We start from the raw sequence: 23756 nt of genomic DNA, 5'->3' as shown, positions 1-23756 counted from the left end.
CACGATGACCGCCGTCTTACCGGAAGTTCTCGCCGCGCCCCGCAATCTGTGGCGGCGCTTCGCCAACTGGCTGCATGACCGCATGCCGAAAGGGCTTTACGCCCGCGCGCTGCTGATCGTGATCCTGCCGGTCGTGCTCCTCCAGTCCGCTGTGGCCTATGTCTTCATGGAGCGGCATTGGGAGGTCGTGACCTACCGTCTTTCCGCGGGGATGGCCCGGCAAGTGGCGGCGCTCGTCGATATTTACCAGACGTTCCCTGACGACCCGGATCACGCCCAACTGCGCCGCATCGCCGCCTTCGACCTCAACATGGAGATTGCGGTTCTCCCCAAGCAGGCTCTGCCCGCGCCGGCGCCAAAATCGTCCTTGTTCTCGCTGCTCGACAAGGCGCTCACGAAAGAACTCTCGCGCAGACTTAAGGAGCCCTTCTGGATCAACGCCGCGCTGCCCGGCAGCCTGATCGAAATCCGCGTCGCGCTCAATGACGCGACGTTGAGAATGCTCGCCACGCGCGCACACGCATACGCCTCCAACTCCTATATTTTCTTCATGTGGATGGCGATCGCCTCAGTCATCATCCTCGCCATCGCCACTTCCTTTTTGCGTAACCAGATCAGGCCGATCCTGCGGCTGGCCCGCGCCGCCGAGGAGTTCGGCAAAGGCCGCGATGTCGTTTTCAGTCCGCGCGGCGCGCGCGAGGTGCGTCAGGCAGGAGCCGCCTTTCTCGACATGAAACGCCGTTTCGAACGGGCGATCGAGCAGCGCACGACGATGCTCAATGGCGTTTCGCACGATCTGCGAACCATCATCACGCGTTTCAAGCTTTCGCTCGCGCTGATGCGCGACTCGCATGAAGCCGCCGAAATGCGCAAGGATGTGGACGAGATGGAGCGCATGGTCGAGGCGTATCTCGCCTTCGCCCGCGGCGACGGCGACGAAACGTCCTCCCCCACCGATATCGCGGCCATCCTCGACGAACTGAAGGCGGACACCGAGAAGCACGGTCTCGCGGCGGCCGTGAAGATTGAGGGCGATCCGACAATCGTCGCGCGGCCGGCGGCGATCAAGCGGCTGCTCGCCAATCTCGTCGGCAATGCGCAACGCTACGGGCAGCGGATCGAACTCTCAGTGATCAATGACGGCGCGACGATGACCGTGCATATCGACGACGACGGGCCCGGCATCCCCGTCGAGCGTCGCGAGGACGCATTCCGGCCATTCTACCGGCTCGACGAATCCCGCAGCCAGAACGACGGAAACTCGGGTCTGGGCCTCGCCATCGCGCGCGACATCGCACGCGGCCATGGCGGGGATATTACGCTCGACCGCAGCCCGCTTGGCGGTTTGCGCGCGACGGCCAGTCTCCCGCTCTAAAGCGCTTCCCGATCACGCGCGCGCGTGGGGATAGCCGCTGTCGTCGTCGTGGTAATCGCGCCCACCACGTCGCGTCCGCCAGCCGAACAGGCTTTGCGCGAAGGAATAGAAGGGCCGCGTCAGTCTTGCGAAATCCTCCGCCCGGTCGACGTAACGCTCGCCGCGCGTCAATTCGCGATCGAGCGTCGACAGGGCGTCATGAATATCGCCCGCGAACCAATCCTCGAGCACGCGGCTCCAGGCTAACGCCAACCCCTGCAGTTTGAGCGAGCCGACCGGGCCCTCGCTGTCGATGTCCGCCGCCTCCAGCATGAAGCGCATCGAGTTCACGGTTTCGCGGTTGAGCGCCGCGGCGGTGAGCGGATCGCGCGCCGCCCAGCGGCCGACGCTCGCCAGCGCCTCGCGATGCGGTTCGAGCGAGTCGAGCCGACGGCGCAAAACATCGTAGAGCCGCTCGCGCGCGGGTTCGTGCGAGGCTTCCTTGGGCGCCGCGTCGAGAACCTCCCGGTCGATGCGCCGAGAGAACGCCCCCATAATCGCGCCCTTCGATGGGAATAGTTCGCGCAGATCGGCAAGCGAGATGCCAGCCTCATGGGCGATGTCGGTGAGCGTCACGTCGCTGAACTCTCGCCGCGTGGCGAGCCGAAGCGTCGCATCGATCACTCGGTCGCGGGAGCCGCCGCTAGTCATGTCTGTCTCCAGGTCCGAAGGAATTTTCTAGCCAGTATTCTATTGTCGCCGGGCCGCGGGACAAGGCGCGCGCCGTCTCAACCGGAAAGTTCCCCTGCCCGGCGCTTCGCCGCAGCTACGGCGCGGCGCATCAGCGCGGCGAGGCCATCGGGCGCCTCAAGAACCTCGAGCGCCGCCGCCGTGGTGCCGCTTGGCGACGTCACGCGCCGGCGCAATTCGTCAGGGCCCGTCTCGGGTTGTCGGCGCATCAGTTCGCCAGCGCCTTCGACCGTCGCGCGCGCCAGCCGCGCCGCGAGGGCGGCCGGCAGACCGGCTTCAGCCCCGGCGGCGGCAAGGCATTCGGCGAAATAGAAGACATAAGCGGGACCGGACCCGGAAACCGCCGTCACCACGTCGATGAGCGCCTCGTCATCGACCCATTCGACGCCGCCAACGGCGCGAAGCAATGCGTCGGAGAGCCCGCGCTGAAGAGCGCTCGTCGCCGCGCTGGCGAAGGCGCCTGTGACGCCGCGTCCAATCGCCGCCGGCGTATTGGGCATTGCGCGCACCACGGCTTGCGTCGGCAGGCGCGCGGCGACGTCCGCGGTGCGCTTCCCGGCGAGGATCGACACGACAACGGTATCGGGCGCCACGAAAGGGGCCGCCGCTGCGGCGCCCGACTCGAGCGCCTGCGGCTTAACGGCGAGAACCACGGCGTCGCATGGCGCAGCCGCGCCGTTCAGCGCGTAGCCCTGCGCGGCGCACAAATCCAGGAGCCGATGGGAGGGCTGCGGCTCGACGATTGACACTGCGCCCAGCAGATTCTGCGCGGCCCAGCCTTCAAGCAGCGCCAGCCCCATGTTTCCGGCGCCGATCAGAGCGACCGATTTTCCGCGCAACCCGCCCGCGTCGGTCACGCCTCGCCTTTCGTCTCGAAATTGGCGGTGGCGAGCGCTTCCCTGGCGCTCTTTCCGGCCCAGAGCACAAATTGAAAGGCTTGATAATGCCGCTCACAGGCCTGAAGCGCGTTGTCGAGCAAGGCCGCGCATTGCGTCGCCGAGGGCTGCGCTCCTCCCGTCAGGATGAGGCCATGACGGTGCATCGCCACGCCCTCCTTCGGCCAGAAGTCGAAATGCCCGATCCACATCTGCTCGTTGATCGCATTGACGAGCGACATCAGTTCACCGCGCCTGCGCTCGGGCGCCTTGAGATCGAAAGCGCAACTGACGTGCAGCGTTTCGAGCTGCGGAAGCCAAGTAAAAGCGACGTGATATTCCGTCCAAGCTCCGGCGACGGAAATCGAAATCTCGTCTTCGTCGTCTCGATCGAAGGACCAATCATTGGTGGACGCCAGTTGCTCCACAACATCCACCGGATGTTCAGCGCGTTCCGTTTCTTTTTCCGTTGCGATCAGCATGTGCCAACCTTTTTCTCAATGTCAGCATAACGCGGCGACTAAAAGACAGGCGACGATGCGTCGTGGAGCTTTGCGAGAGGGCGCCTCCTTTTCAAGCGATTGATTCAAAGTCGAATCATCTCTTGCGATCACTATACTCCACACAAGAACTAGGACGCCAAAAAAGCGATGGTCAGACCCTGTTGCAGGCGGAGACTGCGGGATTCGCACGCCTGCGTCCATGGCGAAGCTGCCCTCTTCCACAGCCACGCGCGCCAAAAAAAGCTCTGGATAAAGGACGCAATCGCGCGGTGGACATGCGCCCGCCTGCGGAGAGCAAAAAAAAGCCTCGTCCGCACGTTCGCGGGCGAGGCTTGCGTTTTTTCATGGATCGCCTGGATTAGCGCGTCATCATGACCGGCGATCCGACGTCGACGCGATCGTAGAGGTCGGAAACGTCTTCATTCAACATTCGGATGCAGCCATAGGAGGCCGCCGTGCCGATTGACGCGCGCATCTTCTGGGTCGTGCCGTGAATCGCCACTTCGCCACTGCTGAGCGTCAAAGCGCGCACGCCCATCGGATTGCGCGGCGAGCCGCCACGAATGAAATTGGGCAGTTCCGGGTGATCGGCCTTCACCACCGCTGGCGGAACCCAGTCGGGATTGACATATTTTCCCTCGATGGATGTCGCGCCCGACCATTCCTTGCCGCGCTTGGGAACGGCCACGGGATAGCTGATGGCGACTCCGGTGTCGACGACGTAGAAAAGCCTCCGCTGGCTGGCGCTGATCACGACGGTGCCGGGAGCGACGTGGGGAGAGAAAGAGACGATGTTGCGCGCGTTCGCGTCCTGCGGAAGCGCGGCGACGCCAAGTCCGACGACTATCGCCGTCAAAACTGCCTGAAGCGTTCCGGTTGACTTGACGGTGCGGGATCGACGCAAAAAAGCAAACAGTTTACGCATGACGCTACACCCTACGTGTTGAAGCCTCGACAGCGACTTCTCGAATGGCGGCAGTCTAACTTTGGCCACGATCTTGTCGAAACGTTTCGCGTCTTCAGGTTATGGCTTAACGTTAAGATAATATGGGATGTTCTATCGTCGCGACCGCTTCGCTTCAGATCGTCGCTTCAAGATTGCGCCATCCTTTCGTCGAAATTCATGCGCATTGCGCACTTGCAGGGTAACTGGCGCGGGCGCGGTAATAAGGCATGAGCGAGACAGCCGGACCGCCGAAGATTTTTGATCGCGCGCTGCTGCGTCGGCGCTGGCGCCGCGCTATGTCAAAAGGCGCGCCGGATTTCCTGATGACGCGCGCCGCCGACGATCTGCTCGATCGGTTGCTGACGGTGAAGCGCGAATTTCCGCGCGCGCTCGATCTCGGTTCGCCAAACGGGCATTTCGCGCAAGCCGTCATCGCCAGCGGCCGACCGCCGCCCTTGCGCGCGAGCGCCTATGCCGGCGACGTCATCGTTGACGAAGAAGCCCCGCCCTTCGCGCCCGGCTCATTTGATTTGATCGTCTCGGGCATGTCGCTGCAGTGGGTCAACGATCTGCCGGGCGCGCTGGCGCAAGCGCGACGCATGCTTGCGCCGGACGGACTCTTCCTCGCCTGCCTCGCCGGCGGCGCTAGTCTTGTCGAGCTTCGCGCCGCGCTCGCGCAGGCCGAAGAGGAAATCACCGGCGGCGCGAGTCCGCGCGTATCGCCTTTCGTCGATGTGCGCGACATGGGCGGTCTGCTGCAGCGCGCCGGCTTCGCCCTGCCCGTCGCCGATATCGACAGTTTCACGCTGCGCTATGATTCGATGTTCGCGCTGATGCAGGATTTGCGCGCGATGGGCGCCGCCAATGCTTTAGCAAAGCGCGCGCGAAAATCATTGCGGCGCGACATTGTCGCCCGCGCGGCGCAGGTCTACGCCGAACGCTTCTCGGACGCGGACGGCCGCGTGCGCGCGACATTCGAAATCGTCTGGGCGTCCGGCTGGGCGCCGCATGAGAGTCAACAAAAGCCGGCAAAGCCCGGCTCCGCCATGATGCGGCTCGAAGACGCGATGAAATCCCCGCGCGAGGGCGACGCCTGAGCCTAACGCGCGACCTCCACCTCAACGCTGCGCGTTCGAACCGGCGCGGATTCCCATGGCCGCTGATAGGCGAAAACGATTTCGGCGTGTCCGGGTTTGAGCGCGCGGATTTTCCAATGGCGCATGCTGGGGCTGCCGACCATGCGCCGCCGACCGCCGCTGCGGCCGCCGTCCGATATCGCCAGGATGTCGAGATCACGGCTCGCGGCCTGATCGATGCGCCAGGAATAGCCGGTCGTGACATTCTCCTGCAGCGAAAAGTTCGCGCTGCCGCCCGGCGCGAGCTTTATGACGTCGCCGGCTTGCGCCGGCAGCGCGACGAACAGAGTGAGGAGCAGCAGTCGCGACAATGGACGCTTCATGAGTTTCCCTTTGCCGCGTTGGCGATCCATCGTGATCTTGCGGGCACCGTCCGCTTCCACGTCTCGCAAGCTAATATACGCCCGGAATGAGCCGCGCCGTATGCGCGGGATAGGCCCCATAGGCCGCGCCGAACTCGGAGCTCAGCAAGCGTTCCTCTGCGTTCATCCGGGCGATGAGCGGCGGGATATTGGCCAAGCCCAGAAACACGCCGACCGCCGTGTTGAAGCCCAGCCCCCAGCCAAGCGCCGAGATCAACAGGCCGAGATAGCTCGGATGCCTGACGCGGCTGTAAAGTCCGGTGGTGACGAGTTCGTGTCCCGGCTGAATGGCGACGAGGCCGCTGAACCGGCGCCCGAGCACGGCGACCGGCCACAGCCGCAAGGCGCCGCCCGCCGCGAGCAGAGCAACGCCGAGCCACCGCACGGCGTCGCCGTCCAATCTCCACAGTCCCTGACTATCGGCCCAGGCGGGCAGATAGGCGCCGAGAAGTCCGATGGCGAAAAAAGCCGGAATGACCCATCGATTGCCGCGGTCCTCGCGCAGGCCGGAACTGAGATTGCCGCCAACGAAGAGCGACGCCACTCCAAGCGCGATTGTGACGATGACGAGCGCCGTCCGCGCCGGATTGGCGAAGTAGGCGTCGACCCCGCCGGCGCCGAGGATCGCCAGCGCGAGATAAAGACCGATGGACAGCGCCACGGCCAGGACGCGGATCAGCAGCGGATGCAACATCAAGTCGTGCTCCCGCCCCCGTCTATCACTAATTACCCGCGTGCAGGACCAACGGCGACGACCAACTTATTTGCTACGCTTCGAGGTAGCCTGGGCGCGCGTCGCGAACCAGACCGATGACTTTAGCTGGCCAGGGCATTTTCCGCATGTCACGCGACCTTTCGGGCTGACGTAAGCGCAAAGCCCGCGCGCGAGGCACTCGTCTGTCGTCACGGGACGCGCACTGGCCGCGGAGGTGATAATGCCGCCGCCAATGCAGACGGCGATCGCGAGGATGAGGAGATTTCGCATAACAAACTCCTTTAAATATAGAGGATCAACAGTCAGGCTATTTAGCGCGTTCCGCAATCTGTGGAAGCGCGACATTGACCCCGAGCGACAGTTGGTCTAATTGCCGAAATGGACCATATAGTAGTCCATATGAGACGCTGATGAAGATTTCCGTGACCGAAGCCAAGGGGCAGCTTACCGAGCTTGTCCGACGCGCTGAAGCCGGAGAGGAAATTATCCTCACCCGGCATGGCCAGCCGGCGGCGCGGCTGGCGCCCGCCAAAAGCGCTTTAGACCGCAAAGCGCGCCGCAAGCTTCTGGAAGCCGTTCGCGCCTCCGGCGCTTCGAAAGCGGCCGCAGGCCCAGACGCCGCTCGCAGCCACGACTTCCTTTATGACGCGGACGGTCTGCCGAAATGATCGCGGTGGACACATCCGCATTGATGGCGATCATCCTCGATGAAGCCGAAGCCGAAAGATGCAGCAAAGTCCTGGAAGCCGAAAAGTCTGTGCTGATCTCGGCAGTAACTGTGGCGGAAGCTCTGATTGTCGCGCGGCGGCGCAACGTCGGGGAAGAAATGTCGCGCTTGATCGATGGGCTCGGATTCGACGTTTTGAACGTCACGCCTGCGTCGGCGCGCCGCGTCGCCGAAACCTATGCGAGATGGGGTAAAGGCGCGCATCCGGCGGGACTGAATTTTGGGGATTGCTTCGCCTATGAAGCCGCCAAGGAACATTCCTGTCCCTTGCTCTATGTCGGCGACGATTTTTCGCGAACGGACGTGGCTGCGGCGTAGTGTTTACGACTGCACGGTCCCTAATTGCCTTCTTATGACTAGATCGGAGCTCAGATGAAAAATTGGCCCGTGCAGGACGCCAAGGCGCGTTTCAGCGAGTTGTTGGAGACCTGTCTTAAAGACGGACCGCAGATCGTCGCCGAGCGCGGCGCAGAAATGGCCGTTCTTGCGCCCATCGCCGAATGGCGGCGTCTCCAGCAGTGCGCGCGGCCGAGTCTCAAGGAATCGCTTCTCGCTCCGGCGGCGCGTGGCGACCATGTCGTCCCCGAGCGGGGCCGATGCCGTCGCCGCGAGCCAAGCTGATCGTATTGACAGCGTGGATACAACAACCATATTCTTGAACATGCCGAAGGAACGCTCCTCGCACAGCCGCAACGCCGCATCCATAACGGTTGTGGAGCCTCCCCCGGCGTCGGAGGCCAAGGGCAGCATCAATCTGCGGATCGAAGCCAGTACGCGCCAGCTCATCGACAACGCGGCGGCGGTTCTCGGCAAGACGCGCACCGATTTCATGATCGACAGCGCACGTCGGGAGGCGATCGACGTGCTGCTCGACCAGCGGCTCTTTTCGCTCGATTCCGACCGCTATGACGCCTTTATGCAGGCGCTCGACAATCCGCCGGCGCCAGGACCGAAGTTGAAATCGCTACTGCGCCGGGTCCCGGCATGGAAGAAATAGCGCGCGCCGCGCTTTGCGCGCCCGCGCCACTGACCGCCGAACACGACCTTTCAAATTTCGACTGCGGCGCGCCGGCGCTGAACGACTGGTTGCGTCATCGCGCTCTAAAAAACGAAAGCCGTTACTCGCGGACTTATGTCGTCTGCGCAGACCAGCGCGTGGTCGGCTATTATTGCCTCTCGGCCGGCTCGGTCGAGCGCGCCGCCGCGCCCGGCAAGCTCCGCCGCAACGCGCCCGACGCTATCCCCGTTTCAATAATCGGGCGTCTCGCCGTGACCCGGGAATATGCCGGCAAGGGGCTCGGCGCCGATTTGCTTGCGGACGCTTTGCGTCGGATTGCGGTCGCTGCGCAAAGCCTCGGCATCGCCGCCGTGCTCGCGCACGCCAAGGACGATGCGGCAAAGCGGTTTTATCTGCGATGCGCGGAGTTCATCGAATATCCGGCCGACAGCCGGATTTTGTTTTTGCCGATTGAAACGGTGGTGGCGGGATTTGATGAGTCGACGGTTTCTCCGTCGAAAGACTGATGACCTTCATCCGCAAGTTCCTGTGAGCTGATCGCGCCTCGATGGAACCCATTCCGGCGGCTGGCGTTATCCTTTACGCTTTAGCTTCGCCTGTCTTTAGGTCGATTTTATTTTTACGGATGTTGACATGCTACGTTTTAAGTTTGCGAGCGCCGTTCACGCCATTTTCATCGCGTCCGCCTGCCTAAGCCTGATGGCCTGCTCAAATGAGGCGGATTCACGACAAGACCTTGATAACGTGAGCGGTCCAGGTGTGTGCGCGGGCTTCGTCAAAGCGGATATTGTCGCACTCGAGCAGGCCTACATCCTTAACCGTTATTCCGCTTATGTGCCGGCCGGCATGCTGTTCGCGTTGCGCAGCGATGTCGTCGCGCTGGATGGCGGTTCCGAGTTGAAGCCCGGCCAGGTGAAACTGCGATCCGACAAGCGACCGCGGCCGCTTGTCCTGCGCGTGAACAAGGGCGATTGCCTCGACGTCATCTTCACCAATCTTCTGTCACCCACTGTGGACGAAGAGGGCGGCGCGCCGCCCGATCATGGCGGACGCCTGCCCGAGCATGTGAACGCGCTGCCGGGGAACGGCAAAAACGAGCTGTCTTCGCCGCAGAAAGTCAGCGTCGACCGCCCGCGCACACGCGCCGCATCCTTTCACATCACAGGCCTGTCGGTCGCGCCGATTTCGGCCGCCGCCTGCCCGAAAAACGCCGCTTGCGGAGGCGACGGCACGAATGTCGGCCTGCAGGGAAAGCAGGGCATGGTGTTCAATGCGGCGACAAGCGACGACGTGAAAGGCCAATACGATATCGGGTCGCTGGCGAAGCCGGGCCAGACCGTGAAATCGCGATGGCTCGCGACCGACGAGGGCGCGTTTTTCGCCTATTCCGCTGCGGCGCCGGTCGGCGGCGAAGGCGATGGCGGCCAGATCGGACTGGGCCTCTTCGGCGCCGTCCATGTCGAGCCCCAAGGTTCGCGCTGGTACCGCTCGCAGGTGACGCATGACGAGCTGCAACTCGTTCGTGATGACGCCAGCGACGAACATCATCGTTACAGCCGTCTCGACTATGAGCGCAAGCGCACGCTGGGCGGAAAAGCGCAGCCGATTCTCGCCATTCTCGACGCGGAAAACAACATCGTTCACAGCGATATCAACGCGATCGTCGTGCCCAAAGAAGGTTCGGACCCCGACTGCAAGTCGAATACGCATGATCATGACTGCGACAGCCCGTTCCGCGAATTCACCGTGATTTTTCACGATGAAGTGCATGCCGAGCAGGCTTTTCCCGAACTCGCGGATGAGAACAACCCGCTGCACCAGGTCCGCGACGGGATGGGCATCAATTATGGCGTCTCGAGCATGGGCGTCGCGGCGATGGCCACCCCGGCGCTTCGAGGCAATAAGCCACCCATCGGGCCTGTCGCCAAATGTCCCGAATGCCGCGCGGAAGAATTCTTCCTGACCTCATGGGCGAATGGCGATCCGGCGCTTGTCCTCTCCTATGATGAGAAAACCGGTAAGCCGAATGGCGCGCGCTATCCAGACGATCCGTCCAACGTGCATCACTCCTATCTCGGCGACCCCATAAAATTCCGAAACCTGCACGCTGGGCCGAAAGAGACGCACATCTTCCATCTGCACGCGCATCAATGGTTCCAGGATATGGCCAATCCTGGCTCCAGCTATCTCGACTCGCAGACGATTTCACCGGGCGCGACGTTCAGTTACGGCATCGCCTTTGGCGGCTCGGGAAACAGGAACTACACGCCCGGCGACTCGATCTTCCATTGCCACCTGTATCCGCACTTTGCGCAGGGCATGTGGGAGCTGTGGCGGGTGCATGACGCATTTCGGGACGGCAAGCCGGGTCTGTTCAAGCCCGAAGATTCGGCCACGGATCCGTCCATGATGAATCTGCCCGACGGCGAAATCGCAACGGGGACGCAGACGCCGGCGGTTGTTCCCCTACCGGGCTTCGCGCTGGCGCCGATGCCATCTGCGGCGTTCCGCGGCTATCCTTTCTATATTGCGGGCGAAGCGGGGCACCGGCCGCCTCAGCCGCCCCTCGACATCGACGTCGCGGACAAGAGCTGGAATGACGCCTGGGCGAAGGACTGGCGAAACGCGCCGGCGCCTAAACCGGAAACGATCGTCGACGGCGGACTTCCCCGCCACATTGTCGTGGACGGAAAGGTCAAAGCAAATCACGAGCATGCGCTGACCAAAGGCGGCGATGCGGCGCAGATCATCGCGCAGCGTGTGGCCAAGCAGGATTCGCAGGCGCTGGCGCTCGCCTTCGGCTGGGACGAGCTAACCATCCACAAGCTCAATCAAACGGGCGAGCCGCAAGAGCAGGCGGCGATGCGCTTCCATCAGGGGCGCCTCGATGAACTGCGCCCTGTCGACGCGCCATCGACCTATCCCGACCAGTGGCCGGGGACGCGCGCCTATCCGACCGATGTCGCCAGTCTGACGCCGGCGCAAACAAAGGCGCGCCCTGCCCTATTCTTTGTCAATTCGCGAGCGCCGAAGCCTGGCGCGCCCTTCGCCGATCCCTGTCCGACGGACGACACGCCCGAGCGCAATTATCGCGCCGCGTTCATCCAAACCGAGCTGACCTACAACAAGCATGGCTGGTTCGATCCGCAGGGGCGCATCGTCATCCTCGAAAACGACATCAAGAATGTCATCGATCCAAACACGCGCACGCAACTGCCGGAGCCGCTTTTCTTCCGGGCCAATTCACGCGAATGCATCAATTTCAAATCGTCCAACTTTGCGCCGAGCGCGCTCGCGGTTGACGATTTTCAGATCTACACGCCGACCGACACGATCGGCCAGCATACACATCTCGTAAAATTCGACGTCACCTCATCGGACGGGTCGGGCAACGGATTCAATTACGAAGACTCGACATTCTCGCCCGACGAAGTCCGCGAACGGATTTTCGCTGTCAATCGCACGACGAAGAACCCGGCCGAGAAACTGCATCCAAAAGTCCATCCGCTGTTCAACGATCCGAAGGACCCGAAGAATGGCGGCGTCTCGGTCATCGAGACAGGCGACATCGCCGCCGACAAGAAGAGCGCCAGGCTGCTTGCGAAAGGCCAATGTCCGCCGCAGGGATCGCTCAGCGACGAAGCCTATGAGCATCTGCTTGACAAAGAGCACCCCTATTGCGGCGCGCAGCGCACGACCCAGCGCTGGTGGGCCGATCCCATCGTCAATCGCCGGAGCGGAAGGGATGACACGCTACGCACGGTGTTCACGCATGATCACATGGGCCCAAGTTCGCATCAGCAGCACGGGCTTTATGCCGGGCTCGTGATCGAACCGTCCAACACGCTCTGGACTCGCCTTGATCTTGAGCCCAAGCAAGTCGGGGAGACAGTTTCATCCGGCAAGCCGCTGAATTGTCACCTGCGCGGCGGCGATCCCCATCGGTCGCTCATTTGTGACAAGCTGATCGGCGGGTCGGATCCGCATTCGCCGGCCGCCGCGTCCATCCACGAGCCCTTGCGGATTCGTGGCGACGGCGGCCCGACCGCGCCGATGGCGAATATTCTGACGCCGGCCTGCTTCTCCGGCGCCGACGCCTACAAAAGCGCGGCCTGCAAGGAAACCCTCGACGCGCATGAAACGCGCCGCGAATTTCTGCTGGCTGTCGCGGATTTCGGCATCGCCTACAACATGGCGCTCGAGCCGATCAATCCGGAGCCGCGCGGCGACAGCAGCGCCTTGCGCGACAACAGCGCCATTCGTTTTGGCAGGCGTCACGTCGCCGAGGCGCTGGCGCGGCCGCTGGGGATTTCATCCGAAGATCCAGGCAGCCAGTATTTCAACTATCGGCATGAGCCGCTCGCCCTGCGTCTTTCCGATCTGACACTGAACAAACATCTTGGCGGCTGGGACTATTCGCAGGCGTCGAAACGATCCGACCTCAAGATTTCATGCAACCTCGACAGCGGGGACCAGGATTGTCTCGGCGATCCCGCGAATGGCATGAGCACCGCGGTGCATGCGAAGCGCGATGAACAGCTTGCGACAACGCCGAGCCAGATCGCCGTTTCGCCGGCGACGCGCGACCTCATCAAGAAGACGCCTGTCGAGGGCAAACTCGCGCCCGTCCTTGCGTCCGTAGAGCGGTGGCGCCGCGACTTCAACTGCATGCTCTATCCGACAACGCTCATGGGCAAGAGGGAGGGCTGTCCGGACCGACTGAACCCGTCACGCCTCGAGCCGTGGCGGCGCTTCGGTGATCCCGCGACGCCCATTCTGCCTGTCTATGAACGTGATCCCGTACAGATCCGTCTCATCCAGGGGGCGCAGGAGGCGCAGCATGTCTTCACCATGAACGGCCTGAAATGGCCGCGCCTTCCTGGCGGCGTGTCAAAAACACAGAGCGACGGCTCTGTCGTATCGGAAAACAACTCGGGCTACGTCAACGCCCAGGCGCTCGGCATTTCCGAACATTTCGAATTTGACATCAACGTGAATCAGTTCGGCGGCGCGCATACGGACTATCTCTATTTCGGTTCATCTGTTGATCAGTTGTGGGACGGCCTGTGGGGCGTCATGCGCAGCTTCACGAAGCGCCATGAAACGACCAACGCTCTCAAAACCGCGAGCGCTGCCCCCGTGACTTTCACGCCGGCCGGTTTCCTGGCCGCGCTGCGTCCGGACGAGGTTGCCGAACGGCACGGCGATATGAACGATATTTGTCCCGATTCGCCGAGCCGGCGGGATCGCTATTTCGACATCAGCGCGGTCCGGGCCTGCGATCTGTATGATGCCTGCGACGCAAAGGATGCGAAGGGCATCAATTACAGCACGCGTTTCGATCTGAAAGACACGCAGGGCATTGTCTATGTGCTGAACGCCGATGGCTATTGCGGTGGCGCGGCGAATGAGAAATGCGAGGAGCACGAAGTCAGCTGGGTTACGCAGCGCAACAGCGATGTGATGAACCAGATGAGAGCGGAATTTGCGACAAGGCGCATCGAGCCGCTCGTGCTTCGCGCTGCGGCGGGTGAATGCCTGCATGTCAATCTGCGCAATCTTCTGCCCGCAAAAATGGAGGACGGCCCCGGTCCGGAAGGGGTCGTTCCGGATGAACGCGCGTATCACAACTTCCTTCCGATGATCACGGATGGGTTCAACATCAATCAGTTTCGCATGTCGGGTTCGGTCGGACTGTCGGCGCCGCGCGTTGCGCAACATGTCGTCTCCGCCGACGGGAGCAATGTCGGACTGAACGGCGCAGTCTCGTTCCAGGCGATCAATGCCAAACTCGCGAAAGGCGACTGGCTGAACGCGAAACCCGATGTGCTTGCGCGCCAAGGCTCGCTGATCGCGCCCTGCGTCCCTGGCGTCCGCGAAGCGCGATGCAAGCGGTCGTTTATTTGGAGCGCCACCGACTTCAAGGTTCAAAACGGAAAGCTGGTCGGCAAGCCGATCGAATTTGGCGCTTTGCCGCTGCGCAGCTTCGGCGATCCGATCAAGCATCCGACGCACGGCCTTGTCGGCGCATTGATAATCGGCCCTGAAGGGTCGGAAGTTTGCAAGGCGAGCGACAGTGTTGCGCCCGGCAAGCCGACATTCCCCGGCGGCTTGAGCGCACGGATTTGCGCGCCGGGCCGGGAGCCTTATGTCGATCAGGTTCTGGTGATGCAGGACGCTGTCAGCGCCACTAGCGGCGGACATCCCGTGCCCAATCTCTCAGGCGCGGAGGAGCCCGACGACTATGGCGTCAAAGCCATCAACTACAAAACGGAGCCGCTTTGGGCGCGGCGCGGCGGCGACCCCAGCATCGGTTTCCCCGAACGCAACACGCAGTTCGATTACAGCAAGGCGCTGAGTTCGGGACGCGTCGGCGAACACGGCCCCTGTGTCGCGGGCGTAGCGCCGACGCCAGCGCTCGACAATCCTTGCGATCCAGAGACGCCGGTGATCGTGGCTGTTGCCGGCGACAAGCTCCGGCTCAACATCGTGCACCCGGGCGGACATACACGGCAACAGGGTTTTGAGTTCAGCGGTCACAGCTGGAATCCCTATCCTTGGTCGGATGACTCCCGTGTGTTCGATCCCGCCAAGGGATCCTCCATCCGGCAGGGCGTTTACAATGGCTTCGGCCCGATGATGGGCGTGACATTGCAGGTGGACGCAGGTGGCGCGGCGAAACAGCCGATGGATTATCTCTTCCGCAGCGAGGCAAGTTTCCTGTTCGACGGAGGACTTTGGGGAATATTGCGCGTGGAGCCCAAATCCGCCTCCCAACAATCACGCCGCGGTGAATAGGAGTCGCAAAATGGCCGGTTTCAAACAGGTTGAACAACCGCAGGCGTTTGGCGCACCGCCTTGCGTGATTGTCGATTGGTCTATCGGCGCGGATGGCGCGCCGGTCGGCGCTGAGCTGGTCAGCCGACAGGACATCTATGCGGTGAATGGCGGCGGGCTGGTGATCAATCCAAACGGCCCCCCAGCAAATAGACGCGCATGTGACATCACTGACATTTGCCTGAATCTGCGCGAGGGCGACCCGCTCATCGTCGCCAACGATCCGAGCGCCGCGGCGGCGCGGGACAATACGCCGATAACGCTGACCTTCGCCAATCCCTTGCGCGGCGTTGGCGCTTTCGTCGCGGTCGACGGACCGGATGTCCAGCCGGGCCTCCCGCTTCTTGCCGTGATGTGGCTGCGCCCGTTGGGCGGAAGCTGGACGCATGTCGTCGCGAGCGGCGTAACCGGAGCAAGCCCCATCGCGCAAGGTCAACAGGATACCGCCGCCTTTGTCGGCGCGCTCGCATCGAGCAATGAGCGAATCGCGGAAGTCCGCTTCGATGCAACCTTTATGGGCAATCGCCGGTTCAAGTTTCTTGCGCTTTCCCCGCTCTACGGCGCGCTATGACGATGCGCCGCGGATTCATACGCTTCGCCGTGACGACTCTGACGCGGATAAGCGCGGCCGGAGTCCTTCTCTTAGGCCCGGCCCTGGCGAATGACGCGCAAACTGCGGACGCTGAAGATAATGGCGTCAAAATTCAGTGGCGCTACACGCCTGAAAGCGGCGCCGAACGCAGCGGCGTCGGAACGCTTGAAGTCGCCCGTTCGGACGCGCGATCGGGCGCGCCCCTGAAATACGAATCCAGTCAGCTCGCGGGTTGGCTCCGGCGCTCTCGCGGCGCGCTTTCCGACGCCGAGACGCCCTGCTCTGATCAGATCGCCGCGTTGATCGGCCAGGGGATCGGGCAGCGAGCGGATATCGATCTCTCCGCCTATCGTCTCCTCACGCTCAATGAAGACGGCGTGGTGGCGTTCATCAATCCGTTCGTGAGCCTCAACAACGCGAAACTCGAGTCAATCGTAAGCCTCGGCGCCAAACCGCTTGCCTGGGCCTATGCGGCGGACCGCATGGAGCTTTGGATTTTGGCGGAGCCGTCGACGCTGTTCGGCGTCGATCTCCAGACACGCCAGATCAAACGGAAAATAGATTTGCCTGCAGAGGGGCGTGCGCGCAGCCTTGCCTTCGATCGATCGGGCTCGCGGCTGTGGATCGTCCTGTCGGAGCGAAAGGAGCTCGCCCATCTCGACGTGACGCGATCCGACGCGACGCCAATCTTCGAACCGCTCGCGGCAAACGCCGCCGTCATGCCGGCGGATCATGGCGCGGTATCCGATGGCGCTATCGGCGATCAGGCGCTTGGTGGCGTCTTCATGCTTCGTGAGGATGGCGGCTTCGTCTGGCGTGCAAGCAATACGCGCTCGAAATCATGGCGCCTCGACAATAGGCCGACGGCCGCCGCCTATAGCGCGCTCGCGCGCCGCATCATTGTCGCCAGCGCGGACGGCGCGCTCGCTTTTCTCGATCCCGAGACTGAGACAGCGGACGTCGAAACGACCGTGCAGCTCAGGCATGCCGTGCGCAACCTGTCGATCTTCGATGGCGGCAGAATGGCGCTGGCGGTCGGTGACGGTGAAGCCAGCGTCATCGACCTCGCTGCCGGGCGCGTAACCCTGCCACTTCGATTTTCGACGGTCGCGGATCAGCTTCTGCTTACGCGAACATTCGCTTATGCGATCGACGCTCATCATGCGCGCGCGACCCTGTGGTCGCTGAGCGATCTCAAGAGCGGATCCGCTCAGCCAATCGAGACCAGTCTGGGCCGCTCCGGCGCAGCCGACACTGACGTCGTGACGCCATTTGACCAGTTCGCCGCCGCTTCGCCGGACGGCGCAGGAATCGTTTTCGCAAGCCGCACCGACGCGACGCTTTACCAATATGCGGAAGGCATGATGGCGCCGAGCGGCAGCTTTTCCAACTATTCGCGCAAGCCCGTCGCCATGATGCTGCTCGATCTTTCGTTGCGCGAGACGAAGCCCGGCACGTATGCGACAACAGTTCGGCATAGCCGCGGCGGCGGCTACGATCTGCTGCTGACCGGTCGCGGTCCACGTTTCTCGGTCTGCGCAAGACTGCAAATGCCATCCGTCAATACCAATGTCGCTGCGGCGCCCGCATACAGCGTGACGCTCCTATCCGAGACAGCGGCGGATGAACGCGCCGAGCGTGTCATTCGCATCCGCCTTCAGCAGGCGTCCGGCGATCACGTCCAAGACAATGTCAGCGGCCTTCGGGACCTGACGATGCTCGTATTCGATCGCTACAGCGGCTGGCAGATTCGCGCGCCGATGCGTGAGATCAACGCGGGCGAATATGAAGCGCGTGTATCTGCGCCTCATGCAGGCCGCTACGATTTACATGTATCAAGCGTCTCGCGAAATATTTCCTTCATTGAAGGGCGTCTCGGTCAGGTTTCCTTGGGGAGCGCGCCATGAGAGCGCTGCCTTTCACTATGATCGCGCTGCTTGTGCTCTCGGGGATCGCGGGCGCGACAACACGCTCCTGGATCTCGCCGGGTCCCGCGCTACCACATATCGTTTTGACCGATCACGACGGAAACCCTGTTGCCTTCGACCGGCTTGTCGCCGGTCGCGTCGTGGCGGTGAATTTCTTTTTCACCCAATGTTCGAGCGTATGTCCGGTGCAGACAGCCATCTTGCGACAAACGAAGGAGCTGATCGAGAAGGAAGCCTCCGCAGATCGAAATCCGCTCTTCATATCGATCTCTGTCAATCCAGTATTCGATACGCCGACGCGCATCAGGCAATATGCCGAACGCTTCGACCTTGCGCTCGGCGAGACGCATGACTGGGTCATGCTTACCGGCGCGCCCGAAGCGACCAGCACGCTCATTGCAGCTTTCGACGAAACCGCGGGGGCGGCGCCCGGCGATCATAGCGGGTCGATCTGGATTGGCAGCCAGAGCGCCGGGCGTTGGGCGCGCATTCCCACGTCATCGGCAGAAGCGGCGTCGCCAGCAGCGCTAGCGTCAATCTTGCGAGAGGCTGCAAGATGAAACGAACGTTTGCGTTTTTCGCGTCAGCGCTGATCGCCTGTGCGACGCTATCGCCGATCATGGCGAAGGCAGATGTCGCCGAAGGGCGGGCGCTCTACCACGGCCACGCAGGCTTTGCGCGCGGCGTCGAGGCGACCAACCTGCATCTGCCATCGGAGTTTACCGCCTGCGCGAAGTGTCATGGCGCATTTGGCGAAGGCGGACGCGAAGGCGGCGTCACCGCCCCGGCGCTCATTTGGTCCGCGCTCACGACGCCGCGTGGGGAAGCGCCGGCGTTTCAGGCCGAGTCGCAGATCCTCGATGCGGTCACGAAAGGCGTCGCGCGTGGCGGCGCCGCGCTTGGCCCAACCATGCCACGCTACACGCTGAGCGACGTGGAGATGTCAGCGCTTCTCGCCTATCTGAAGCATGTAGGGCGCGCCGACGATTATCCGCCGGGCGTCGACCGCCAGACGATTCGACTGGCGACGATGCTGCCGCTTTCAGGCGACGCGAGCGCCGCCGGTCATGCCGTCCTTGACGGCATGACCGGCGCCTTTGACGCCGCAAATTCGAATGGGGGACTTTACGGACGGAAGCTCGTTCTCGATGCGATCGATATTGAGCAGGACGCCCAAGCGCTTGCAAAAGACGTCACTTTGCGCAGGCCTTTCGCGGTCGTGGGCGGGATGTGGCGGCTCGATGCGCCCATCTCCCTCGAACTCGCGAAACAACGCATCGCGAAGATTGCAACGCTGACACCGCATAAGGACGCGTTATCGCTCGATGCGTGGGACATCGATCTTCTTCCGCCGCTGGACCAACAGCGCAACGCGATTGAATCTGCGCTTAACAATTGTGAGGCGCCGGGTCCGAAATGGGCGATTGTAAGCAATCTCGCCATTGCAACGCAGATAGGGGACCAACGCTGGTTCGCAAGCGCCGCCGAAGCTGCAGAGGCGGCGAAAGTAATCTCGTCTCCCGGCTGTGTGGCCTATGGATTATCCGACGCTGCAGCGGTCAATGCAGCCATGCCCGTGACTTGGGAGAAGCGTCTCATTCTCCCGTTTCCCGCCCCAATCTTTCTTGTCGGCCGCGAGGAGTCGTCGAATCCTTGGTATGCGCTCGGCCGCGCAGTAGCGCGTCTCGTCGTCGAACTTTTTGCGCGCGCCGGTTCGCGGCTGAATGAGCGCTCGCCCCTCGTGGCGCTCGAGCAGAGTTTCCGCGTCGAGCTTGAGGCTGGCGCCCCCGCGTATTTTGACCGCGCCCGGCATTACGCATGGGACCCCGGCATCATCACAATTTCCGCAGGCGCGCCGAAGATTGGGCGCAAACAATTTTAAGGGAGAAAACCGTGATGACGCGCACTTTATTCGGACACGCGCCTCAACTCATTTTCGGTCTATTCGCCGTGGCGTTCGGCGCGCAATCTGCAATGGCGCAAACAGTGTCGCCTTCTTTCGTCCTGACGGGCCATATTGAAAAGTTCAGCCTGGATACGCCGGCCGACAAATTCAGCGCCGCGAAAATTACCGTGCGCGGGATCGACGTCGTGCTCCCGAAGCATTTGCTGATCACGATGCCGGGCCAATATCTCACGGCGCAAGATCTCTTTCGTGGACCGACGATGCAGGCGCCGCCTCAGGGCGAAAATAGCGGCCTCGCGCTCCTCGATGCGTCAGCGCCGCGTGTGCCCTTCGAGGCTGAACTCATCGGCAATATTGTCAACGGCGTTTACGTTGCGGGCATCGCACATATTTCGCAGGGCGCGCTCCATTCCGGCGCTGGCTTCATCCAAAGAATCGATCACGAAAAAGGCGAACTCACGATCGGTGCGCAAAACGGCGCTCAAGGCGCGCATGTGCGGCTCAACGATCCGGAGGGTGTCTATGGAGCCACCAGCACGCCACAGCTCGATGCGCGCTTCCAGCTCGACAAGGAAAATTCGCCGGTGCACGCGCGAACGGGATTCCCGGTCTGCATTCCACGATCAGCCACGGCGGACGATCCAAAATGCCCCCGCGGCAACCGTCCGGCCGATTCCAACATCCGCCGCTTCACCTGTGCGCGTCCCGGGGCGCCTGCCGCGGGGTCGACGCGCCGCGTCACGATTGCAATCCTGAGCTGCCAATTCCGTTGCGCGTAGGCGATTATGTGACCTATGCGGGCATGCTTCAGGAGCTTCCCGGCGCAGGATTCCTGATCGCCGCTCACGGCCTCGAAGCAGAACTCGGCGTTTACACCTCGCCCGGAACCGAGCCTGTCTATGTTTTCGTCGAGGAAGCGATACAGGGTACGAAGGGCGAAGCGTTTCCGAATATTCCACAAGAGGAGACAACGCGCTTCCGCATTGTCGGCTTCACCACCGATCCCAGCCGCAATGTCGAAATCCTTATCGCCGACATTGGCCGTGAAGTTGGCGGCGTCAACGACATCGGCGTCTCCCTCACGGGGCCCGATGGACTTGCACCCTCAAATCTCGCGCAACTGGGTCGTTTCAGAAACACGTGGCCGTCGAAGGACTCGGCGCGCGCCGTGCGGCGCGACGCGATCGCACAAGTGGTCGGCAGCCCGCATGCCAAACTTGCAAATGGCCTGACCTCCGGCAGATATGGCGCGCCGGTCGGCGAATATATCTACCCCGAGCTGACGCGCTTTGGCGTGCCGGGATATGCCTTGGCGGTCGCGTTCGAGAATTTCTGCTTCCTGCGCCTTGGCGGGGGGACCATGCCGACCGATTCCGGCCCGCAACCCGTCCAGCCGCTCACGCCATTCCCAGAGTCAGGCCACCCGCTTTCGCAACCTGTAGGCGGCGGCCGAGCATGCGACGGTCAATGATCTTGTAAGCTCTGCGCCATCTCGCTGAAGCGAAATGACCCGCCATTCGGCAAACGATCAACGCATCGGAATGCATCGCTTGAGCAGCTGAACAATCAGATCTGAAACAGTTGCTTTTTCGCTAGCGCATCCATTCCCCTACTCCCACTCGATCGTTCCCGGCGGCTTCGACGTCACATCGTACACGACGCGGTTGACGCCCTTCACTTCATTGATGATGCGCGTTGCGGCGCGGCCGAGGAAATTCATGTCGAAGGGATAGAAATCCGCGGTCATGCCGTCGCTCGACGTCACCGCGCGCAGCGCGACGACATAATCATAGGTGCGCCCGTCGCCCATCACGCCGACGCTGCGCACCGGCAAGAGCGCCGCGAAGGCCTGCCAGATTTCGTCATACAAACCGGCCTTGCGAATCTCGTCGAGATAGACGGCGTCGGCCTTGCGCAAAATCGCCAGCTTCTCGCGGGTGATGAGGCCCGGGCAGCGGATCGCGAGTCCGGGCCCCGGAAAAGGATGGCGCCCGACGAAAGCTTCCGGCAGGCCGAGTTCGCGGCCCAAAGCGCGCACTTCGTCCTTGAAGAGTTCGCGCAGCGGCTCCACGAGCCGCATATTCATGCGCTCCGGCAATCCGCCGACGTTATGATGCGATTTGATCGTCACGGATGGGCCGCCGGTGAAGGAGACGCTCTCGATGACGTCGGGATAGAGCGTGCCTTGCGCGAGAAACTGCGGCGCGCCGCGCCCGTCCTGCGCGATCTTCTTCGCCTCCGCCTCGAACGTCTCGATGAACAGCCGGCCGATCGTCTTGCGCTTCACCTCCGGATCGTCGACGCCTTCGAGCGCGCCGAGGAAGAGCGCTTCGGCTTCGACGTGATGCAGCGGGATGTTGTAGTGATCGCGAAAGAGCCGCACGACTTCTTCCGCCTCGCCCTGCCGCAACAGGCCGTGATCGACGAAGACGCAGGTGAGGCGCTCGCCGATCGCTTCATGGATGAGCACCGCCGCGACGGCGCTGTCGACGCCACCGGAGAGGCCGCAGAGCACCCGGCCGTCGCCGACCTGGCGCCGGATGGCTGTGATCGCTTCGCCGCGAAACGCCGCCATGGTCCAGTCGGACTTCAGCCCCGCGACCTTGTGCACGAAATTCGATAAGAGCTTGGCGCCGTCGGGCGTATGCACGACTTCGAGATGGAACTGCACGCCGTAATAGCGCCGCTGTTCATCCGCGATCGCGGCGAAAGGCGCGTTCTGCGACGCCGCGATGACGCGAAAGCCTTCCGGCAGCTTCGTCACGCGGTCGCCATGGCTCATCCAGACGGGGAAGCTGCCGCCCTTCTCCCACACGCCGTCGAGCAGCGCGCTGTGCTCCAGCGCCGTCACGTCGGCGCGGCCGAACTCGCGATGATGACCGCCTTCGACCGTGCCGCCGAGCTGGGTCGCCATCGTCTGCTCGCCGTAGCAGATGCCGAGCACCGGCACGCCGGAGTCGAAAATGCTTTGCGGCGCGCGGGGAGAGCCCTCGTCCGTGACCGAGCACGGGCCGCCGGAGAGGATCACCGCCTTGGGGCGGATCTCGGCGAAGGCGCGCTCAGCGTTCTGGAACGGCGCAATCTCGCAATAGACGCCCGCCTCGCGCACGCGCCGCGCGATGAGCTGCGTCACCTGCGAGCCGAAATCGACGATCAGCACCTTGTCGTGGCGATCGGCGATGTCGTGATGGAAGGCGTCGGGCGCGGTGGTCATGGGTTCTCTTTTTTGTAGGCCCCCTCCCTGTCCCTCCCCCGCTGAAGCGGGAAAGGGCACCCTAACGACGCAGAGTGCGCGGTTCGTTGGCGGGACCCGAGTCTAACTCCCTCTCCCGCGAAGCGGGGGAGGGTTGGGGTGGGGGCAGTCTATCCTCGGCGCGCAAACGGATAGTTTCCAGCACGCCGTCAAATTCTGCGTAGACCGCTGCATTGGTCACGCGCAAGACCGAAAAGCCGTTGTCCTCGAACCATGCGTCGCGTCGATTGTCGCGAGCTAGCTCGGCTCTCGTGGAATGGGTCGCGCCGTCAACCTCGACGACAAGCCGTGCGGCGTGACAAAGAAAATCCGCGATATAGGGGCCGCAAGGCGCTTGGCGGCGGAACTGCAGCCCATGAAATCGGTGGCCGCGCAACGCCGCCCATAGCTGCCGCTCTGCATTCGACATACCGCGGCGAAGCTTGCGGGCGAAGGCGACCTTGGGCAGTTTTCCGTGCGTCATGCCCCCTCCCTGTCCCTCCCCCGCTTCGCGGGAGAGGGGACGCTAACGCTCGACATTTGCACAAACTCAAGCGAATTCAATTTCGCCCAATAACACAAACGTAAAACCCGTCCGTGCCGCTCGTCGCGGGCGACAGGCGGATGCCCGGCCCATGCGGCGACGCGAAGCGGGCGAGGTCGGGGAGGCCCGCGCCTTCCGTAATTTCGGCGGCTGAACGCGCCGCGAAATCAGGATTGGCGGCGAGAAATGCCGCGATCTGGTCCTCGTTTTCTTCGCGCAGGACCGAACAGGTGATGTAAACGAGCCGACCGCCGGGCTTCACGAAGCGGACGGCCATCGCCAATAATTCGCGCTGCTCCTTTAGTCTTCGGTCCAGCGCGCCGGGCGCGAG

At 62.7% G+C, this 23756-nt stretch carries 22 protein-coding genes and 1 pseudogene; 14 read left to right on the top strand and 9 right to left on the bottom strand.

Going from position 1 to position 23756, the window contains the following annotated elements:
- Positions 1-4 precede the first annotated feature (4 nt).
- Positions 5-1375 (top strand): ATP-binding protein, encoded by a 1371-nt coding sequence (locus tag NEI07_RS09265; protein ID WP_256034177.1) that lies wholly within the window; start codon positions 5-7, stop codon positions 1373-1375.
- A gap of 12 nt (positions 1376-1387) precedes the next feature.
- Here the strand turns inward: NEI07_RS09265 and NEI07_RS09260 are convergent, their stop codons facing one another.
- The 4 genes from NEI07_RS09260 to NEI07_RS09245 all read right to left on the bottom strand — a co-directional run bounded on the left by NEI07_RS09260 (position 1388) and on the right by NEI07_RS09245 (position 4407).
- Positions 1388-2065 (bottom strand): TetR family transcriptional regulator, encoded by a 678-nt coding sequence (locus NEI07_RS09260; RefSeq protein ID WP_123176045.1) that lies wholly within the window; start codon positions 2063-2065, stop codon positions 1388-1390.
- 77 nt (positions 2066-2142) lie between these two features.
- The gene (gene proC, locus NEI07_RS09255; protein ID WP_256034176.1) at positions 2143-2961 is read right to left on the bottom strand and encodes a pyrroline-5-carboxylate reductase; all 819 of its coding nucleotides are present in this window, start codon (positions 2959-2961) and stop codon (positions 2143-2145) included.
- On the bottom strand, positions 2958-3461 hold the full coding sequence (locus NEI07_RS09250) for a type III secretion system chaperone family protein (RefSeq protein WP_256034174.1): 504 nt from the start codon (positions 3459-3461) through the stop codon (positions 2958-2960). The genes proC and NEI07_RS09250 overlap by 4 nt, the downstream gene beginning before the upstream one ends.
- A 379-nt stretch (positions 3462-3840) precedes the next feature.
- Positions 3841-4407: a L,D-transpeptidase gene (locus tag NEI07_RS09245; RefSeq protein ID WP_256034172.1), complete on the bottom strand. Its 567-nt coding sequence runs from the start codon at positions 4405-4407 to the stop codon at positions 3841-3843.
- A 248-nt stretch (positions 4408-4655) separates the two neighbouring features.
- Between NEI07_RS09245 and NEI07_RS09240 the strand changes: the two genes are divergently transcribed.
- Complete coding sequence (locus tag NEI07_RS09240; RefSeq protein WP_256034170.1) at positions 4656-5525, top strand: methyltransferase domain-containing protein; 870 nt, start codon at positions 4656-4658, stop codon at positions 5523-5525.
- A gap of 2 nt (positions 5526-5527) precedes the next feature.
- Here the strand turns inward: NEI07_RS09240 and NEI07_RS09235 are convergent, their stop codons facing one another.
- Together NEI07_RS09235 and NEI07_RS09230 are read right to left on the bottom strand one after the other, a co-directional pair.
- The gene (locus NEI07_RS09235; RefSeq protein ID WP_256034169.1) at positions 5528-5887 is read right to left on the bottom strand and encodes a protease inhibitor I42 family protein; all 360 of its coding nucleotides are present in this window, start codon (positions 5885-5887) and stop codon (positions 5528-5530) included.
- Between the two features lie 70 nt (positions 5888-5957).
- Entirely contained in the window at positions 5958-6620 is a 663-nt protein-coding gene (locus tag NEI07_RS09230) for a methyltransferase family protein (protein ID WP_256034168.1), read from the bottom strand.
- Between the two features lie 431 nt (positions 6621-7051).
- On the opposite strand from NEI07_RS09230, the gene NEI07_RS09225 reads away from it, so the two are divergent.
- From NEI07_RS09225 to NEI07_RS09170, 12 genes are all read left to right on the top strand, one after another.
- Positions 7052-7309: a type II toxin-antitoxin system Phd/YefM family antitoxin gene (locus NEI07_RS09225; RefSeq protein ID WP_256034167.1), complete on the top strand. Its 258-nt coding sequence runs from the start codon at positions 7052-7054 to the stop codon at positions 7307-7309.
- Positions 7306-7686: a type II toxin-antitoxin system VapC family toxin gene (locus tag NEI07_RS09220; protein ID WP_256034166.1), complete on the top strand. Its 381-nt coding sequence runs from the start codon at positions 7306-7308 to the stop codon at positions 7684-7686. The genes NEI07_RS09225 and NEI07_RS09220 overlap by 4 nt, the downstream gene beginning before the upstream one ends.
- 54 nt (positions 7687-7740) lie before the next feature.
- Positions 7741-7989, top strand: a complete 249-nt coding sequence (locus NEI07_RS09215; protein WP_256034165.1) for a type II toxin-antitoxin system Phd/YefM family antitoxin — start codon at positions 7741-7743, stop codon at positions 7987-7989.
- 40 nt (positions 7990-8029) lie between these two features.
- Positions 8030-8365, top strand: coding sequence for a type II toxin-antitoxin system TacA family antitoxin (locus NEI07_RS09210; protein WP_256034190.1), 336 nt, complete (start codon positions 8030-8032; stop codon positions 8363-8365).
- Positions 8353-8892 carry a GNAT family N-acetyltransferase gene (locus NEI07_RS09205; RefSeq protein ID WP_256034164.1) on the top strand — a complete coding sequence of 180 codons (540 nt, stop codon included), beginning with the start codon at positions 8353-8355 and terminating at the stop codon, positions 8890-8892. Before NEI07_RS09210 ends, NEI07_RS09205 begins: the two co-directional genes overlap by 13 nt.
- Before the next feature lie 238 nt (positions 8893-9130).
- Entirely contained in the window at positions 9131-15184 is a 6054-nt protein-coding gene (locus NEI07_RS09200) for a cupredoxin domain-containing protein (RefSeq protein ID WP_256034163.1), read from the top strand.
- Between the two features lie 10 nt (positions 15185-15194).
- A complete protein-coding gene (locus NEI07_RS09195) occupies positions 15195-15794 on the top strand; it encodes a hypothetical protein (protein ID WP_256034162.1) in 600 nt (199 codons plus the stop codon).
- 2 nt (positions 15795-15796) lie between these two features.
- The gene (locus NEI07_RS09190) at positions 15797-17722 is read left to right on the top strand and encodes a hypothetical protein (RefSeq protein ID WP_256034160.1); all 1926 of its coding nucleotides are present in this window, start codon (positions 15797-15799) and stop codon (positions 17720-17722) included.
- Positions 17719-18303: an SCO family protein gene (locus tag NEI07_RS09185; RefSeq protein WP_256034159.1), complete on the top strand. Its 585-nt coding sequence runs from the start codon at positions 17719-17721 to the stop codon at positions 18301-18303. Before NEI07_RS09190 ends, NEI07_RS09185 begins: the two co-directional genes overlap by 4 nt.
- The gene (locus NEI07_RS09180) at positions 18300-19625 is read left to right on the top strand and encodes a cytochrome c/ABC transporter substrate-binding protein (RefSeq protein WP_256034158.1); all 1326 of its coding nucleotides are present in this window, start codon (positions 18300-18302) and stop codon (positions 19623-19625) included. The genes NEI07_RS09185 and NEI07_RS09180 overlap by 4 nt, the downstream gene beginning before the upstream one ends.
- 14 nt (positions 19626-19639) lie before the next feature.
- The gene (locus NEI07_RS09175; RefSeq protein ID WP_256034157.1) at positions 19640-20428 is read left to right on the top strand and encodes a hypothetical protein; all 789 of its coding nucleotides are present in this window, start codon (positions 19640-19642) and stop codon (positions 20426-20428) included.
- A gap of 8 nt (positions 20429-20436) precedes the next feature.
- Positions 20437-21120, top strand: a complete 684-nt coding sequence (locus NEI07_RS09170) for a hypothetical protein (protein WP_256034156.1) — start codon at positions 20437-20439, stop codon at positions 21118-21120.
- 138 nt (positions 21121-21258) lie between these two features.
- Here the strand turns inward: NEI07_RS09170 and guaA are convergent, their stop codons facing one another.
- The 3 genes and pseudogenes from guaA to NEI07_RS09155 form a co-directional block, all read right to left on the bottom strand.
- Positions 21259-22863 (bottom strand): glutamine-hydrolyzing GMP synthase, encoded by a 1605-nt coding sequence (gene guaA / locus NEI07_RS09165; protein ID WP_256034155.1) that lies wholly within the window; start codon positions 22861-22863, stop codon positions 21259-21261.
- A 61-nt stretch (positions 22864-22924) separates the two neighbouring features.
- Positions 22925-23365 (bottom strand): endonuclease domain-containing protein, encoded by a 441-nt coding sequence (locus NEI07_RS09160; protein ID WP_256034154.1) that lies wholly within the window; start codon positions 23363-23365, stop codon positions 22925-22927.
- Between the two features lie 76 nt (positions 23366-23441).
- A pseudogene (locus NEI07_RS09155) lies at positions 23442-23756 on the bottom strand (MFS transporter); the annotation flags it as partial.

Source organism: Methylocystis suflitae, assembly GCF_024448135.1.
Classification (GTDB): domain Bacteria; phylum Pseudomonadota; class Alphaproteobacteria; order Rhizobiales; family Beijerinckiaceae; genus Methylocystis; species Methylocystis suflitae.
Note: the sequence above shows the minus strand (reverse complement) of the source record. Positions and strands in the feature narration are given on the sequence as shown.

Excerpts from the sequence above, each read along its gene's own strand:
- NEI07_RS09220 (WP_256034166.1), top strand. The coding sequence starts at position 7,306 with ATGATCGCGGTGGACACATCCGCATTGATGGCGATCATCCTCGATGAA.
- NEI07_RS09240 (WP_256034170.1), top strand. The coding sequence starts at position 4,656 with ATGAGCGAGACAGCCGGACCGCCGAAGATTTTTGATCGCGCGCTGCTG.
- NEI07_RS09160 (WP_256034154.1), bottom strand. The coding sequence starts at position 23,365 with ATGACGCACGGAAAACTGCCCAAGGTCGCCTTCGCCCGCAAGCTTCGC.
- NEI07_RS09175 (WP_256034157.1), top strand. The coding sequence starts at position 19,640 with ATGACGCGCACTTTATTCGGACACGCGCCTCAACTCATTTTCGGTCTA.
- NEI07_RS09185 (WP_256034159.1), top strand. The coding sequence starts at position 17,719 with ATGAGAGCGCTGCCTTTCACTATGATCGCGCTGCTTGTGCTCTCGGGG.
- NEI07_RS09205 (WP_256034164.1), top strand. The coding sequence starts at position 8,353 with ATGGAAGAAATAGCGCGCGCCGCGCTTTGCGCGCCCGCGCCACTGACC.
- NEI07_RS09225 (WP_256034167.1), top strand. The coding sequence starts at position 7,052 with ATGAAGATTTCCGTGACCGAAGCCAAGGGGCAGCTTACCGAGCTTGTC.
- NEI07_RS09260 (WP_123176045.1), bottom strand. The coding sequence starts at position 2,065 with ATGACTAGCGGCGGCTCCCGCGACCGAGTGATCGATGCGACGCTTCGG.
- NEI07_RS09235 (WP_256034169.1), bottom strand. The coding sequence starts at position 5,887 with ATGAAGCGTCCATTGTCGCGACTGCTGCTCCTCACTCTGTTCGTCGCG.
- NEI07_RS09230 (WP_256034168.1), bottom strand. The coding sequence starts at position 6,620 with ATGTTGCATCCGCTGCTGATCCGCGTCCTGGCCGTGGCGCTGTCCATC.
- guaA (WP_256034155.1), bottom strand. The coding sequence starts at position 22,863 with ATGACCACCGCGCCCGACGCCTTCCATCACGACATCGCCGATCGCCAC.
- NEI07_RS09210 (WP_256034190.1), top strand. The coding sequence starts at position 8,030 with ATGCCGAAGGAACGCTCCTCGCACAGCCGCAACGCCGCATCCATAACG.
- NEI07_RS09245 (WP_256034172.1), bottom strand. The coding sequence starts at position 4,407 with ATGCGTAAACTGTTTGCTTTTTTGCGTCGATCCCGCACCGTCAAGTCA.
- NEI07_RS09265 (WP_256034177.1), top strand. The coding sequence starts at position 5 with ATGACCGCCGTCTTACCGGAAGTTCTCGCCGCGCCCCGCAATCTGTGG.
- NEI07_RS09215 (WP_256034165.1), top strand. The coding sequence starts at position 7,741 with ATGAAAAATTGGCCCGTGCAGGACGCCAAGGCGCGTTTCAGCGAGTTG.
- NEI07_RS09180 (WP_256034158.1), top strand. The coding sequence starts at position 18,300 with ATGAAACGAACGTTTGCGTTTTTCGCGTCAGCGCTGATCGCCTGTGCG.
- NEI07_RS09195 (WP_256034162.1), top strand. The coding sequence starts at position 15,195 with ATGGCCGGTTTCAAACAGGTTGAACAACCGCAGGCGTTTGGCGCACCG.
- NEI07_RS09190 (WP_256034160.1), top strand. The coding sequence starts at position 15,797 with ATGCGCCGCGGATTCATACGCTTCGCCGTGACGACTCTGACGCGGATA.
- NEI07_RS09250 (WP_256034174.1), bottom strand. The coding sequence starts at position 3,461 with ATGCTGATCGCAACGGAAAAAGAAACGGAACGCGCTGAACATCCGGTG.